This is a genomic window from Pseudomonas sp. BP01 (assembly GCF_022760795.1).
Taxonomy (GTDB): Bacteria; Pseudomonadota; Gammaproteobacteria; order Pseudomonadales; family Pseudomonadaceae; genus Aquipseudomonas; species Aquipseudomonas putida_Q.
The window spans coordinates 275,390-289,068 of sequence record NZ_JAFBKA010000003.1 but is presented as its reverse complement, the minus strand read 5'-3'; the positions used below and the strand labels follow the sequence as shown (position 1 = coordinate 289,068).

The window sequence follows — 13,679 nt, the reverse complement described above, 5'->3', positions numbered from 1 at the left end:
TGTTCTAAATCCTTCACCACCCTCCAGATAAGCCTGGACGGCGGTGAGCTTGAATTGATCTGAATACTTGCTCATGTGAACACCCCAAGAAATTGGATTGGTGTCCAACTTCATGGGGGCAGTCCAGCAATCGCGCTCGCGTTCAGATGTTTTGCAACAGTTGCCCCGACAGGTACTGCATAAACCTGAAGCCTGCGCGGTACCTGTGGGAGCGGGCGTGCCCGCGAAGAATCCAACGCGGTGCATGGCACCGGCTTCCGCCGGTGTTCGCGGCTAAAGCCGCTCCCACAGTGATCGCGCTAGCGCTTAGTGCTATGCAAGGCAGTTGCCCCCATAGGTAATGCATAAACCTGAAGCCTGCGCGGTACCTGTGGGAGCGGGTTTACCCGCGAAGAATCCAGCGCGGTGGATGGCACCGGCTTCCGCCGGTGTTCGCGGCTAAAGCCGCTCCCACAGTGATCGCGCTAGCGCTTAGGTGCTATGCAAGGCAGTTGCCCCCATAGGTACTGCATAAGCCTGAAGCCTGCGCGAACCTGTAGGACCGTACTCCCCGGGCATAGTGCTGCTTACAGCGTCAGCGGGTAGCTGACGATCAGTCGCGTCTGGTCAAAATCGCTGTTGAAGCTACGCCGGTTGGTTGCGTTGTTCAGGCGGATGTTGAGGTTCTTCAACGCGCCGCTCTGGAAGGTGTAGTTAACCTCGGTATCACGCTCCCACTCCTTGCCATTGCTGCCCGCCGCCGTGGTGGCATTTTCGCCATGACCGTAACGCACCATGGCCAGCAACCCCGGCACACCCAGCGCGGCAAAGTTGTAGTCGTAGCGCACTTGCCACGAGCGCTCGTCGGCGTTGCTGAAGTTGCCGTTGAACATGTCGTTGCCCAAGGTTCGCCCGCTACTGCCGTACACCGACATCCACTGGCTGTCGCCACTGACTTTCTGCAACCCCAGGTACAGTGTGTGGCCACTGTGCGAAGCTGAGAGCAAGGCGTAGCCCGTGCGGCTCTGGATATCGCCGATGCGCGCCTGGCCGTCATCCCGGTCGATGAAGTACCCCAGGTTGGCCCCCAACGTCCACCCGCCCACTCGCTGGCTGTGCAGCAGGTTGAAGTAGCTTTGCTGGTAGATGTCCTCCAACTGCGAATGCCACGCGCCGATCAGGGTGCGCTGCTGGTTGAAGCGGTATTCAGCGCCGGCGTAGTTGAAGCCGTCCGAGGTGACCCCAGGCGCGGCCCAGGCAGAAAGGTCCTGCATATCGGACGAGTTGCGCAGGCTGACCTCGCGGTATTGGCCGGCTTGCAGGCTCAGGCCCTCGATTTCCCGCGAGTCGAGCATGGCGCCACGGAAGGTCTGCGGCAGCAGGCGGCCATCGTCGTAGCGCAGCAGCGGGATATCCGGCAGCAGCTCACCCACCTTCAGCTCGGTCGATGAAATACGCAGCTTGGCCGCCAGCCCGGCGCGGCCATAATTGTCGGCCGCACGCCCGTCATCGTGCACCGGCAACAGTTCGGAGCCGCTGGTACCGCGGCCGCTGTCCAGCTTCACGCCGAACATGGCGATGCCGTCCAGGCCAACACCGATCAACCCCGGGGTGTAGCCAGAACTGAACTTGAAGATGAAGCCCTGGGCCCACTCCTCAACCTTGCTCTTGGCCGCCCCCGGGTCGCGAAAATCTCGGTTGAAGTAATAGTTGCGCAGAGTCAGCCCGGCCTTGGCGTCTTCAAAGAAGCCCCCCTCCTCGGCCCAAGCCGGCATACCCAGGCCAAGCGCCAGCGAAACCGCCAAGGCCGATCGGGCCAGCGTGCAAGTTGTGTGCATCATTATTATTGTTCTCCGCTTTCAATAGGCGCAGCCGACCGCCCCAGGCCAACTTGGCCCAGGGCAGCACACTGCATTCAGATACCCGGCCGGACCGGGTTGCGCTCAGTGACTCAGTGCATCAGCGGGCTGGGCGGACGCCGGCTTGGTCATTGGGCGCAGCAACAGCAGGCAAGCCGCTGCAAGCACGAAGACGCTGGCAAACACCCCGTACAGGTGCAGCGGTTGCCAGCCGCCATCGAGCAACACGCCGGCCACGGTCGGCGACAGGATGGCGCCCATGCGGCCGATGCCGATGCCCCAGCCCACGCCGGTAGCGCGCACCGAGGCGTCATAGACCACCGGCGACAGGGCATACAGGCCGGCCACGCAGCCGTTGGAGAACAACCCGATCAGCAACCCCAGTGCCAAGGCGGCACTGACCGACGCGCCATTGACCACGAACAGCACCAGCAGCGCCGCCGTGATCAGCATGAACAGCGCCAGCACGCGGGTGAGTGGCCAGCGCGAAGCCAGGCCACCGATCAGCGCCGCGCCGAGGATGCCGCCAACACTCAACAGCACCCCGCCGGTGATGCCCTGCTGTGCCGACAGGCCAGCGGCCACCAGCAGTTTCGGCGTCCAGCTCATGACGAAGTAGAAGCCGAACATGACCAGGAAGAACAGTAACCAGATCACCAGCGTGGTGCGGCGCATGGCCGGCGCCAGCAGTTGCCGGAAGCCGCGGGCAGCGCCCTGCTCCCTTGCTGCGGGTGTTGGCAGGTGTGCCAGCGCCGGCTGGCCAAGGCGCACGGCCAGGCGGTTGACCCGTGCCAAGGCATTGGCCGGGCGACGCGCCAGCAGAAAGTCGAGCGATTCCGGCAGCCACAACAGCACCAGCGGGATCACCAGCACGGTGACAATGCCGCCAAACAGGAACACCGAGCGCCAACCCCAATGCCCCAGCAGCCATACCGCCAGCAAACCGCCCAACGTCGCGCCCAGGGCATAACCGGTTGACTGGAGGCTCACCGCCAGGCCACGCCAGCGCTTGCTGGCGTACTCACTGGCAATCACGTTGCTGCTGGCCAGGATGCCGCCGATGCCCAGCCCGGTCAGGCCACGCAGCAGCGCCAGTTGCAACGGGCTCTGGCTGAGTGCCGAGAGCAGCATGCCAATACCGGACAGCGCCAGGCACAGCAGGATCAGCGGGCGTCGGCCAAAGCGGTCGGCCCAGGGTGCGATGAACAACGAACCGGCCGCCATGCCGAACAGGCCGGCACTGAGCAGCAGCCCCACCTGCGCCCCGTTCAGGCCCCACTCGGCGGATACCGAAGCGGCGGTGAAGGCCATTACCAGTACGTCGAAGCCGTCGATCATGTTGAGGACGATACAAATACCAATGGCCAGGCACTGGAACCGGCCCATCGGGTCGTTGTCCAGTCGTTGTTTGAGATCGGAATTCATGGGGTCACCTGCCGGCCCGGCTTGGCCACAGGTGGAAGGACAGATGTGCACACGCAGGCGAAGCGGAAGAAACCTTGACGGTTCCGTGCCCCTGATAAGCCATTCATGACTTGGACCCTTCTTGTAATTGTTATCGCATACGGCAGGAGGGCTCCGGCCGCTGTCAGGCGCTAATCAACCAGATAATGGATCCACAAACAATGAGAAACCTTTAGTCCGCCCAGGGAACCCGTACATGAAAAAGAGAAATTCACAGAAAAAAATACTAATTATCCATACTAATCAAATAGTTATAAATTTAACGCTTAATCAAAATTTTGTTCGTTTATCGAACGCTACAATTTTGTGGATCCATAAAAGGCACCAAAATCATGCCTTAGCGCTTATGACGCAGCAGCCATGAACAAATCTTCATGTTCCCCGCCAGCGCCCTGTTTACGGGGTGGGCAGCCATTACCCGCCCCCCGTCGGACGCCACTCGCCTTGAGGCCACGATAGGTGTTGCGTAGCATCCCCGGCCCGATCGCGCGCCCGTAGAGCCACCGCGATACCTGCAAAAAGAGCTACTGATGCCACAACCCATCCCCCTCAAGGACCACGAAAAGGAAAAGCACCTGGTCAACCGCCGGCTCCTGGCCTGCGCCATCCTGGTCTTCAGCCTGGTCGCCGTGCTGGTGGGGCGGCTGTATGTATTGCAGGTGCTGCAGCACGACCAGCAGACCGCCGTGTCGGAAAACAACCGCGTGCACGTACTGCCCATCGCCCCCGAACGCGGGCTGATCTACGACCGCAACGGCGTGGTGCTGGCCGACAACAAACCCAGCTTCGACCTGACCATGACCCGCGAGCGGGCCGGTGGCGACTCGGCCAAGGTGCTCGACACCCTGACACAGGTGCTAGGCCTGACCGAAGACGACCGCAAGCAGTTCGACAAAGACCTGCGCCGTGGCCGCAAGCCGTTCGAACCGGTGACCCTGATGGTGGGCCTGAGCGAAGAGCAGATCGCCCTGGTGGCGGTCAACCAGTTCCGCCTGCCGGGCCTGGAGGTAGAGCCGCAGTTCATCCGCGAATACCCCCTGGCCGAGCATTTCGCCCACTCGGTGGGTTATGTGGGGCGCATCAACGAGAAAGAGGCCAAGGTCCTGGACAGCACCGAGTACCGTGGCACCCAGTCAATCGGCAAGACCGGTATCGAGCACTTCTACGAAAGCCAGCTGCATGGCCACGTGGGCTACGAGGAAGTCGAGACCAACGCCCAGGGCCGGGTGATGCGCGTGCTCAACCACAAGGCCCCGACCCCGGGCCAGGACATTGTCCTGACCCTGGACGCCCACTTGCAGGTGGCCGCAGAAAAGGCGCTGGGCGACCGGCGTGGCTCGGTGGTGGTACTGGACCCGGCGAACGGCGATGTGCTGGCAATGGTCAGCAACCCCAGCTTCGACCCCAACCTGTTCGTCAAGGGCATCAGCTTCAAGCAGTACGCCGAACTGCGCGATTCCATCGACCGCCCCCTGTTCAACCGCGTGCTGCGCGGCCTGTATGCCCCGGGCTCGACGGTGAAGCCGGAAGTGGCCATCGCCGGCCTCGACAGCGGCGTGATCACCCCCGGCAGCCGGGTGTTCGACCCGGGCTATTACGAGCTGCCCAACTACGACCACAAGTACCGCAACTGGAACCGCAGCGGCGACGGCTGGGTAGACATGTACACCGCCATCATGCGGTCCAACGACACCTACTTCTACGACCTGGCGCACAAGCTGGGCATCGACCGCCTGCATGACTACATGGCCGAATTCGGCTTAGGCCAGAAAGTGTCGCTGGACATGTTCGAAGAGGCCTCCGGGCTGATGCCGTCGGCCCAGTGGAAGCGCGCCACCCGGCGCCAGGCATGGTTCCCGGGCGAAACCCTTATCCTGGGTATCGGCCAGGGCTACATGCAGGTCACCCCGCTGCAGCTGGCCCAGGCCACCAGCCTGCTGGCGAGCAAGGGCGTGTGGCATCGCCCGCACCTGGCCATGACCGTGGGTGGCGATGCGCCGGTGGACCCCAACCCGATGCCCAACATCGTGCTGCACGACAAGCATGCCTGGGATCAGGTCAGCCAGGGCATGCAGATGGTCATGCACGACCCGCGCGGTATTGCCCGCGCCGCTGCGGCAGGTGCGCAGTACCGGATCGCCGGCAAGAGTGGTACCGCGCAGGTGGTGGCGATCAAGCAGGGTGAGCGTTACAACCGCAACAAGACCCTGGAGCGCCACCGCGACAACGCCCTGTTTGTCGGCTTTGCACCGGCCGACCACCCCAGTGTGGTGGTGGCGGTGATGATCGAGAACGGTGAGGCTGGGGGCCGGGTGGCGGGGCCGGTGGTGCGCGAGGTGATGGATGCTTACCTGCTGGATGAGCAGGGGCATCTGAAGCCGGAGTATGCGGGCGGGGTGCCTGCTCGGGGCGTGCCGCACACTTGAGATTGCCGGGGCCGCTTCGCGCCCCATCGCGACGCAAGGCCGCTCCTACCCGACCTGCGTTGGCCAGACAGGCGCCAAAAATAAAATAATCGTATAAGAATATGAATTCTTATTCTTTTTTTTGAAAAGAGTAATCCTTTATAACCTTCCCAACTGTACAGCAGCCAACACCCGGCCAACTGTCTGCAGCGCAACACCCGATCATCAGAAAACGCCCGCACGGCAACACCCGCGCAGACACGAACTTGCGCTAACCCGTTGATCTCAAACAACATTAAAACCAGGCACGACGATTGCTCAAGCAAAGTCCCGCTCAACCAGAACCGGAGACCTGCCCATGAGCACCCCACTGAACGTCGTAGCCTTGTCCGGCGGCACTTCCCGCCCTTCGCGCACCCTGGCCTTGACCGAGGCGATCCTCGCCGAACTGGCCGAACACCTGCACATCAAGCCGCACCTGATCGAACTGGGCGACATCGCCCGCCCACTGGGTAGCGCCCTGTGGCGCAGCGAGCTGCCCGAAACCGTCGAACAGCAACTTCGCCTGGTGGAAAAGGCCGACCTGCTGGTGGTAACCACCCCCGTATACCGTGGCAGCTTCACCGGCCACTTCAAGCACTTGTTCGACCTGATCGGGCAGGACGCCCTGGTCGATACCCCGGTACTGCTTGCCGCCACCGGTGGCAGTGAACGCCATGCACTGGTACTCGACCACCAGCTGCGCCCGCTGTTCAGCTTCCTGCAGGCCTTGACCCTGCCCATCGGTGTGTTCGCCAGCCAGGCAGAGCTGGCCGACTACCGGGTCTCCAGCGATGCCCTCGCCGCCCGTATCCGCCTGGCCGCCGAACGTGCCGTGCCGCTGTTCGGCGCCCACCACGCACTGCGTAAAAGCGCCTGAGGAGCGGCCATGAATGCACCTGTGAATACCCCCCTGCGCCCGGCCTTGGCCATCGCCCGCGAACTGGCCGGGCAGTTTGCCCAGACCGCCGTCGAGCGCGACGAGCGTGGCGGCACGCCGAAAGCCGAGCGCGATGCCTTGCGTGACAGCGGCCTACTGTCGCTGGTGATCCCGCAGGCCTTCGGCGGCCAGGGGGCCAACTGGCACGACACCTTCGCGGTGGTGCGCGAGTTCGCCCGGGTCGACAGCTCCATCGCCCACGTGTTCGGCTTTCACCACCTGATGCTGGCCACCGTGCGCCTGTTCTCGCGCCCGGACCAATGGCAGCCGTGGTTTGAACAGACCGCCCGCAAACAGTGGTTCTGGGGCAATGCCCTTAACCCGCTGGACACGCGCACCGTGGTCAAGCACTTTGACGGCTGGTGCGAGTTCTCTGGCAAGAAAAGCTTCTGCTCCGGCGCCAGCGATTCGGAAATGCTGATTGCCTCGGCGGTGGACGAACGTGCCGGCGGCAAACTGCTGATCGCCGCCATTCCCAGCGGCCGCACCGGCATCAGCCTGCACCGCGACTGGAACAACATCGGCCAGCGCCAGACCGACAGCGGCAGCGCCACGTTCGAGCGGGTACGGGTCGAACACAATGAACTGCTGCTCGACCCAGGCCCCCTGAGCACCCCGTTTGCCGCCCTGCGGCCGCTGATTGCCCAGTTGCACTTCGCCAACCTGTTCCTCGGCATTGCCGAAGGCGCCTTCGACGAAGCCCGCCAGTACACGCTGAAGGAAAGCCGGCCGTGGTTCCGCTCCAGCGCCGCCAGCAGTGCCGAAGACCCTTACGTGCTGCGCCATTACGGCGAGTTCTGGGTCGGCCTGGAAAGCGTGCGCCTGCTGATCGAGCGGGCCGCGCGCCAACTGGACGCCGCCTGGGCCAAGGAACATGCCCTCACCCCCGAGGAGCGCGGCGACCTGGCCCTGGCCATCGGCACCGCCAAGGTCGCCGCCAGCCGCCACGGCCTGGATATCTGCAACCGCCTGTTCGAAGTCACCGGTGCGCGTGCCACCCATGCCTCGCTGCGCTTCGATCGGCACTGGCGCAACCTGCGCACGCAAACCCTGCACGACCCAGTGGACTACCGCATCCACGAACTCGGCGAGTGGGCCCTCAACGACAAACGCCCTGCCCCATCCTTCTACTCCTGAGGACTGCCCATGCAACTGCTGACCCTCCCCCCGTCACCGACACTGGCTACCTCGATCAGGGCGACCGCACAGGTCTTCGAAGACCCCAGGTCGCAGGCGCTGCTCGCCCACTTGCAACAGGTCGCCCCCAGCGAGGCCAGCGTCCTGATCATTGGCGAAACCGGCACGGGCAAGGAGCTGGTCGCGCGCCACATCCACAACCTCAGCGGCCGGCGCAACGGGCCGTTCGTTGCGGTCAACTGCGGGGCATTCTCCGAATCGCTGGTAGAAGCCGAACTGTTCGGCCATGAAAAGGGCGCCTTCACTGGCGCCCTGGCGGCCAAGGCCGGCTGGTTCGAGGAGGCCAACGGCGGCACGCTGTTCCTCGACGAAATCGGCGACCTGCCGCTGCCCATCCAGGTCAAGCTGCTGCGCGTGCTGCAAGAGCGTGAGGTGGTGCGGCTAGGGTCGCGCAAGAGCATACCGATCAACGTGCGGGTACTGGCCGCAACCAACGTGCAGCTGGAAAAGGCCATCAACGCCGGGCACTTCCGTGAAGACCTGTACTACCGCCTGAACGTGGTGACGTTGCAGTTGCACCCGCTGCGGGACCGCCCGGGTGACATCCTGCCGCTGGCCCGGCACTTCATCCGCAGCTACAGCGATCGGCTGGGCTACGGCCCCGTGGAACTAAGCCCCGAGGCCCAGGCCAAGTTGGTGGAGTACAGTTGGCCGGGCAATATTCGCGAATTGGAAAATGTGATTCACCACAGTTTGCTGACCTGCGGCGATGGCACGGTGCGCGCACAAGACCTGCGTTTGTCCAACCTGCGCATCGAACGGCAAGAAGAGGAGCCGGCAGGCAATGGTGTGGAGGACCTGCTGCAGCGGGCGTTCAGCCGGTTGTACGAGGAGCAGTCGGGTGACCTGTACGAGAAAGTGGAAAATGCCCTGCTGCGCTCGGCCTATCGGTTCTGCCATTACAACCAGGTGCATACCGCGCAGTTGCTGGGGTTGTCACGCAACATCACGCGCACGCGGCTGATTGCCATTGGCGAGCTGGTGGTGAACAAGCGGCGCGGGCAGGAGCAGCAGGTGCTGGACAATCGGGTGGTGCGGTTGTCGATCTGAGACCTGTAATGCCTGAGCCGGCCTCTTCGCGGCTAAAGCCGCTCCCACAGGGGCAGCGCAAGCTTGAGGCTTAAGCAGTACCTGTGGGAGCGGCTTCAGCCGCGAACACCGGCGAAGCCGGTGCCATATACCGGGTTGGGGCTTTCGCGGGCGCGCCCGCTCCCACAGGTATTGCGCCGGCTGCAAGACCATGCTGTACCTGTGGGAGCGGGCGTGCCCGCGGAGGGGTCAGGATGCCGTGCGCGGCATCAGCTCATACGGGTGCTTCCACCCTGGCAGCGCCTGAATCCGCGCCTTCCACGCCTCGATATGGGTGAACTCCGCCAATGGAATACCGGTGTCTTCCGGCATGAATACATACCCCGCCAACGACAGGTCGGCGATGGTCAGCCGGCCGCCGACCATGAACGGCGTCTTCGCCAGGTGCGCGTCGACAATACGATAAGCCGCCGTGGCACGCTCGCGCAGGAACCGGGTCACGTCCGTTTCGCCGGTGTTCTTCAGGCAGAACAGGAAGCGCAGCGCGGCGTAATAGCTGGTGAATTTGTGGTTGTCGAACAGCATCCAGCGCCAGATCTCGCGCTTTTCGTCATCGTCACGCGGGCCGAACTGGCCGGTCTGTTCGGCAAGGTATTCCAGGATCAGCGCAGACTGGGTGAAGGTTTTGCCCGCGTGTTCCAACACCGGCACCTCGCCTTGCTCGTTCACCTCGTCACGCCAGGTTTGCTCCCGGGTCTGGCCATGGAAGAAGTCGACAAACACCGGCTGCCAGTCCTGGCCCGTGAGTTCAAGCATCAGCGCAGCCTTGTAGGCGTTGCCGGATTCGGCGAAGCAATGCAGCTTGTAGTCGGCCATGGTGGGACCTTCAATTTCCTTTGAATGATCATGTAGCCCGAGCAAATCACGCCCGGCCCGAAACGGTCAATGCCCTCAGCCAAAACATCCCATTCCCCGTCCCTCCCGTCATAGTCCCCGCCCAACCGCCAATGCCATAGTGGAGAAAACAACACGGATAAAAACCATGTACAGAAACACCTCTACCCCTGCGGACGACAACGGTTGCGGCTGGTTCAACCTCAGCCCGCCGCGCCAGCCACGCGTTGCGCACCGGGGGCGGAGCGAGGCGCGCTGGGTGGTGCTTGGCGCGGGTTTCACCGGGCTTGCCGCTGCGCGCCAACTGGCCCTGCATCACCCTGACGACGAAGTGATCCTGGTCGACGCCCAGGAAGTCGGCTTCGGCGCCTCGGGGCGCAACTCCGGCTTTGCCATCGACCTGCCCCACGATATCGGCGCCGCCGACTACATCGGCGACCTGCCCACGGCGCGGATGAACCTCAAGCTCAACCTGCGCGCGCAGGCGATCTTGCGCGGGCTGATCAACCAGCACGGCATCGACTGCCAGATCCGTCCAGACGGCAAGTACCAGGCGGCCGTCGAAGACAAAGGGCTGGCGGTGCTCGAAGCCTACCGCAGCGGCCTGGAAAAACTCGGCCAGCCTTACCAGCTGATCGATGCCCGCGACCTGCCCGAGCACTTCGGCACCAGCTTCTACCGCAAGGCGCTGTACACCCCGGGCACTCAGTTGCTGCAACCCGCGGCCCTGGCCAAAGGCCTGGCCGACAGCCTACCGGGCAACGTGACCCTGCACGAACGCACCACCATCACCCACATCGAGCACGGCCGGCGCATCACCCTCAAGCACGCCAACGGTGAGATCGTTGCCGACCAGCTGTTGCTAACCAACAATGCCTTCGCCTCGTACTTCGGCTTCCTGCCTGGCCGCCTGCTGCCAATCTTCACTTACGCCAGCATGACGCGCCCGCTGACAGAGGACGAACAAGCCCGCCTGGGCGGCAAGAACACCTGGGGCATCATCCCGGCAGACCCGTTCGGCAGCACCCTGCGGCGCACCCCGGACCAGCGCCTGCTGGTGCGCAACAGCTTCAGCTTCAATGCCGACGGCCGCGCCAACCCACGCCACATCGCCCGTGCCGGGCGCCAGCATCGCGATTCGTTCGAGCGGCGCTTCCCGATGCTGTCGGGCTTGGCGTTCGAATACACCTGGGGTGGCTCGATGTGCCTGTCGCGCAACCACCTGTCGCACTTCGGTACCCTCGCACCCAACGTGCATGCGGCGCTGTGCTGCAACGGCCTTGGCATCACCCGTGGCACCGCTACCGGCACCCTGCTGGCTGACTGGCTGAGCGGCGAACGCGACGAGCTGATCGACTTCCTGCTGGGCTCCGCAGGCCCCAACCGCAACCCGCCGGAGCCGATGCTGAGCGCGGGCGTCAACCTCAACCTGCACTGGGGCCAGCGCCGTGCCGGCCTGGAAAGCTGACCAGGAGGCACCATGCATAGCCTTGGCATTCTCGGGGTGGGCGAACTCACCGAAAAAGTAGTCATCGGCCTGCGTCGCAGCGGTTTCGAAGGCCCCATCCTGTTGTCACCGCGCAATGCGCAACGGGCAGCCCTGCTGGCCCAGGAGCATGGCTGCCAGGTGCTGGCAAGCAACCAGGCAGTGGTCGACCAGGCAGAACTGGTGATCCTTGGCGTGCGCCCGCATTCGCTCGCCGAACTGGCAGAGGACGTACACCTGCGCCCTGGCCAGCGGCTGGTCTCGCTCGCCGCCGGGGTCAACCTTGCGCAACTGTCCATCGCGTTCCCTGGTGCCCTCTGTGTGCGTGCGATGCTGTCGTATGCGGCGCAGTACAACCAGTCCACGGTAGTGGTTTGCCCACCCGATGCGCTCACCACGCAGTACCTGGGGCCACTGGGCAAACTGGTGGTGCTGCACGGCGAGCCGGACTTCGAACTGGCCACCATAGCAGCGTGCATGAATGGCTGGTTCTACTTCCTGCTGCACGACCTGCAGCAGTGGCTGATGGACAAAGGCCTGCCCGCAGCCGAAGCGCGTGCGCTGGTGCTGGGCAACCTGCAAGACTGCGTGGCCAGTGCCGCGCAGCAGCCGGAATACACGCTCAAGGCCTTGGGCCAGGCCATTGCCACGCCGGGCACCTTTACTGCCGATGGCCTCGCGGTGCTGATGCATCAGCCGGTAAGCGCCACCTGGGGGGCGGCATGCGAGGTGGTACTGGACGGGTTGCTGACGAGGTCAGGGCTGGCCGGGCAATAAACGTCACAGGGCCGACGACAGCATCGTCGGCCCCGCCGGCCGCTACACCCGCGCCCTGTCCGCCTCAACGCCTCAGCCGCGTCTGCGCACCACCTCCACCGTCCGCACCACCCACGGTCATCCCATCCCATGACTCGTCCGAGCCGTTATAGGGCGCCCACGCAAGCCGGTGCCATAGTGCCGCCACGTTAGTGCACCACATAACAACAAGAGGTAAGCCGTATGTCCGTTTCCAAACGCTCCGTAGAAGATGCGCCGCTCAACGGGTTCCACCGCAAACTGACGGTCTATTCCGCTGGCGGGCCTTTTCTCGATGGCTACGTACTGAGCATCATCGGCGTCGCCATGCTGCAAATCACCAATGCCTTGCAGCTGTCGGCTCTGTGGGAAGGGCTGATCGCCGCGTCAGCATTGATCGGTGTCTTCCTGGGTGGTTTTCTCGGTGGCTGGTTCACCGACAAGTACGGGCGCAAGGTGCTGTACCTGGTCGACCTGGTCGCCATCGTCGGTTTCTCGGTGGCGCAGTTCTGGGTCGAGTCGGCCTGGGCCCTGTTCGCCTGGCGGTTGCTGATCGGTATCGCGGTCGGTGCCGACTACCCGATCGCCACGTCGCTACTGGCCGAGTTCCTGCCACGCAAGCAGCGTGGGCCGTTGTTGGCGGCCATGGTACTGATGTGGTTTGCCGGTGCCGCCGTGGCCTACATGGTCGGCGAACTGCTGCTGCGCGTGGGCGGTGAAGACGGTTGGCGCTATGTATTGGCCAGCGCCCTGATACCGGGTGCGCTGTTCCTGGTTGCCCGCAGTGGCACACCGGAGTCGCCACGCTGGCTGCTGAGCAAAGGCCGAACCGCCGAAGCCGACGCCGTGATCAAGAAAGTCTACGGGCCCGACTACTCCATTGCCGACCTGCCAGAGCAGACCAGCGACAAACCGGTGTCGGTGTGGTCGCTGTTCCACTCCGGTTACGGCAAGCGCATGGCCTTTGTCACCCTGTTCTGGACCTGCGCGATCGTGCCGCTATTCGCCATCTACTCGTTCGCCCCCAAAGTGCTGCAGGCACTGCAACTGACCGGTGACTGGGCGGCCTTTGGCTCCATCGCCATCACCTTGCTGTTCACCCTGGGCTGCCTGCTGGCCACCAAGCTGATCAACCGCCTGGGCCGGCGCAACATGCTGATCCACAGCTTCCTCTGGTCGGGCATGTCGCTGGCGCTGCTGGGGGTGTTCCCGGATGCCTCGCCAACAACCGTACTGGTGCTGTTCGGCGCCTATGCCGTACTGATCGGCGGCGCCCAGGTGCTTGAATACGTCTACCCCAACGAGTTGTTCCCGACCGAAATCCGTGCGTCGGCGGTGGGCCTAGCCACTTCGTTGTCACGCATCGGCGCCGCCGTGGGCACGTACCTGGTGCCGATATCACTTGCCTCCTACGGCATTGCCAACACCATGTTCGCCGCCGCCCTGATCTCGCTGTTCGGCGCCCTGATCGCCTGGTGGCTGGCCCCCGAGACCAGCAAGCTCGACCTGCAGCAAGCCGCGGCGCTTGGTAACCCCACCCGCACCACCTCCGCTGCCAAACCCGTTGTTCGTAAAGCCTGAAGGAGCCTATT

General features: G+C 63.8%; 10 protein-coding genes. 7 read left to right on the top strand and 3 right to left on the bottom strand.

Annotated features, from left to right (window positions below; translation table 11 throughout):
• Positions 1 to 566: 566 nt before the first annotated feature.
• Both JOY50_RS05090 and JOY50_RS05085 read right to left on the bottom strand, forming a co-directional pair.
• Positions 567 to 1,754, bottom strand: a complete 1,188-nt coding sequence (locus tag JOY50_RS05090) for an OprD family porin (RefSeq protein ID WP_405045966.1) — start codon at positions 1,752 to 1,754, stop codon at positions 567 to 569.
• A gap of 168 nt (positions 1,755 to 1,922) precedes the next feature.
• The gene (locus JOY50_RS05085) at positions 1,923 to 3,263 is read right to left on the bottom strand and encodes an MFS transporter (RefSeq protein WP_138736809.1); all 1,341 of its coding nucleotides are present in this window, start codon (positions 3,261 to 3,263) and stop codon (positions 1,923 to 1,925) included.
• Between the two features lie 569 nt (positions 3,264 to 3,832).
• On the opposite strand from JOY50_RS05085, the gene mrdA reads away from it, so the two are divergent.
• The 4 genes from mrdA to sfnR all read left to right on the top strand — a co-directional run bounded on the left by mrdA (position 3,833) and on the right by sfnR (position 8,933).
• Positions 3,833 to 5,728 carry a penicillin-binding protein 2 gene (mrdA, locus tag JOY50_RS05080; RefSeq protein ID WP_243054869.1) on the top strand — a complete coding sequence of 632 codons (1,896 nt, stop codon included), beginning with the start codon at positions 3,833 to 3,835 and terminating at the stop codon, positions 5,726 to 5,728.
• Positions 5,729 to 6,065: 337 nt separating this feature from the next.
• Positions 6,066 to 6,626 carry an FMN reductase gene (gene msuE, locus JOY50_RS05075; protein WP_016487602.1) on the top strand — a complete coding sequence of 187 codons (561 nt, stop codon included), beginning with the start codon at positions 6,066 to 6,068 and terminating at the stop codon, positions 6,624 to 6,626.
• A 9-nt stretch (positions 6,627 to 6,635) separates the two neighbouring features.
• A complete protein-coding gene (locus JOY50_RS05070) occupies positions 6,636 to 7,823 on the top strand; it encodes an acyl-CoA dehydrogenase family protein (RefSeq protein WP_243054868.1) in 1,188 nt (395 codons plus the stop codon).
• 9 nt (positions 7,824 to 7,832) lie between these two features.
• A complete protein-coding gene (gene sfnR / locus JOY50_RS05065) occupies positions 7,833 to 8,933 on the top strand; it encodes a sigma54-dependent transcriptional activator SfnR (RefSeq protein WP_132841139.1) in 1,101 nt (366 codons plus the stop codon).
• A gap of 228 nt (positions 8,934 to 9,161) precedes the next feature.
• Here sfnR and JOY50_RS05060 read toward each other — a convergent pair whose 3' ends face one another.
• Positions 9,162 to 9,788, bottom strand: a complete 627-nt coding sequence (locus JOY50_RS05060) for a glutathione S-transferase family protein (protein ID WP_243054867.1) — start codon at positions 9,786 to 9,788, stop codon at positions 9,162 to 9,164.
• A gap of 166 nt (positions 9,789 to 9,954) precedes the next feature.
• Here JOY50_RS05060 and JOY50_RS05055 point away from each other — a divergent pair, with 166 nt between their 5' ends.
• From JOY50_RS05055 to JOY50_RS05045, 3 genes are all read left to right on the top strand, one after another.
• Entirely contained in the window at positions 9,955 to 11,274 is a 1,320-nt protein-coding gene (locus tag JOY50_RS05055; RefSeq protein ID WP_243054866.1) for an FAD-binding oxidoreductase, read from the top strand.
• 12 nt (positions 11,275 to 11,286) lie between these two features.
• A complete protein-coding gene (locus JOY50_RS05050; protein ID WP_243054865.1) occupies positions 11,287 to 12,069 on the top strand; it encodes an NAD(P)-binding domain-containing protein in 783 nt (260 codons plus the stop codon).
• A gap of 222 nt (positions 12,070 to 12,291) precedes the next feature.
• The gene (locus JOY50_RS05045; protein WP_132841149.1) at positions 12,292 to 13,668 is read left to right on the top strand and encodes an MFS transporter; all 1,377 of its coding nucleotides are present in this window, start codon (positions 12,292 to 12,294) and stop codon (positions 13,666 to 13,668) included.
• Positions 13,669 to 13,679: the final 11 nt, after the last annotated feature.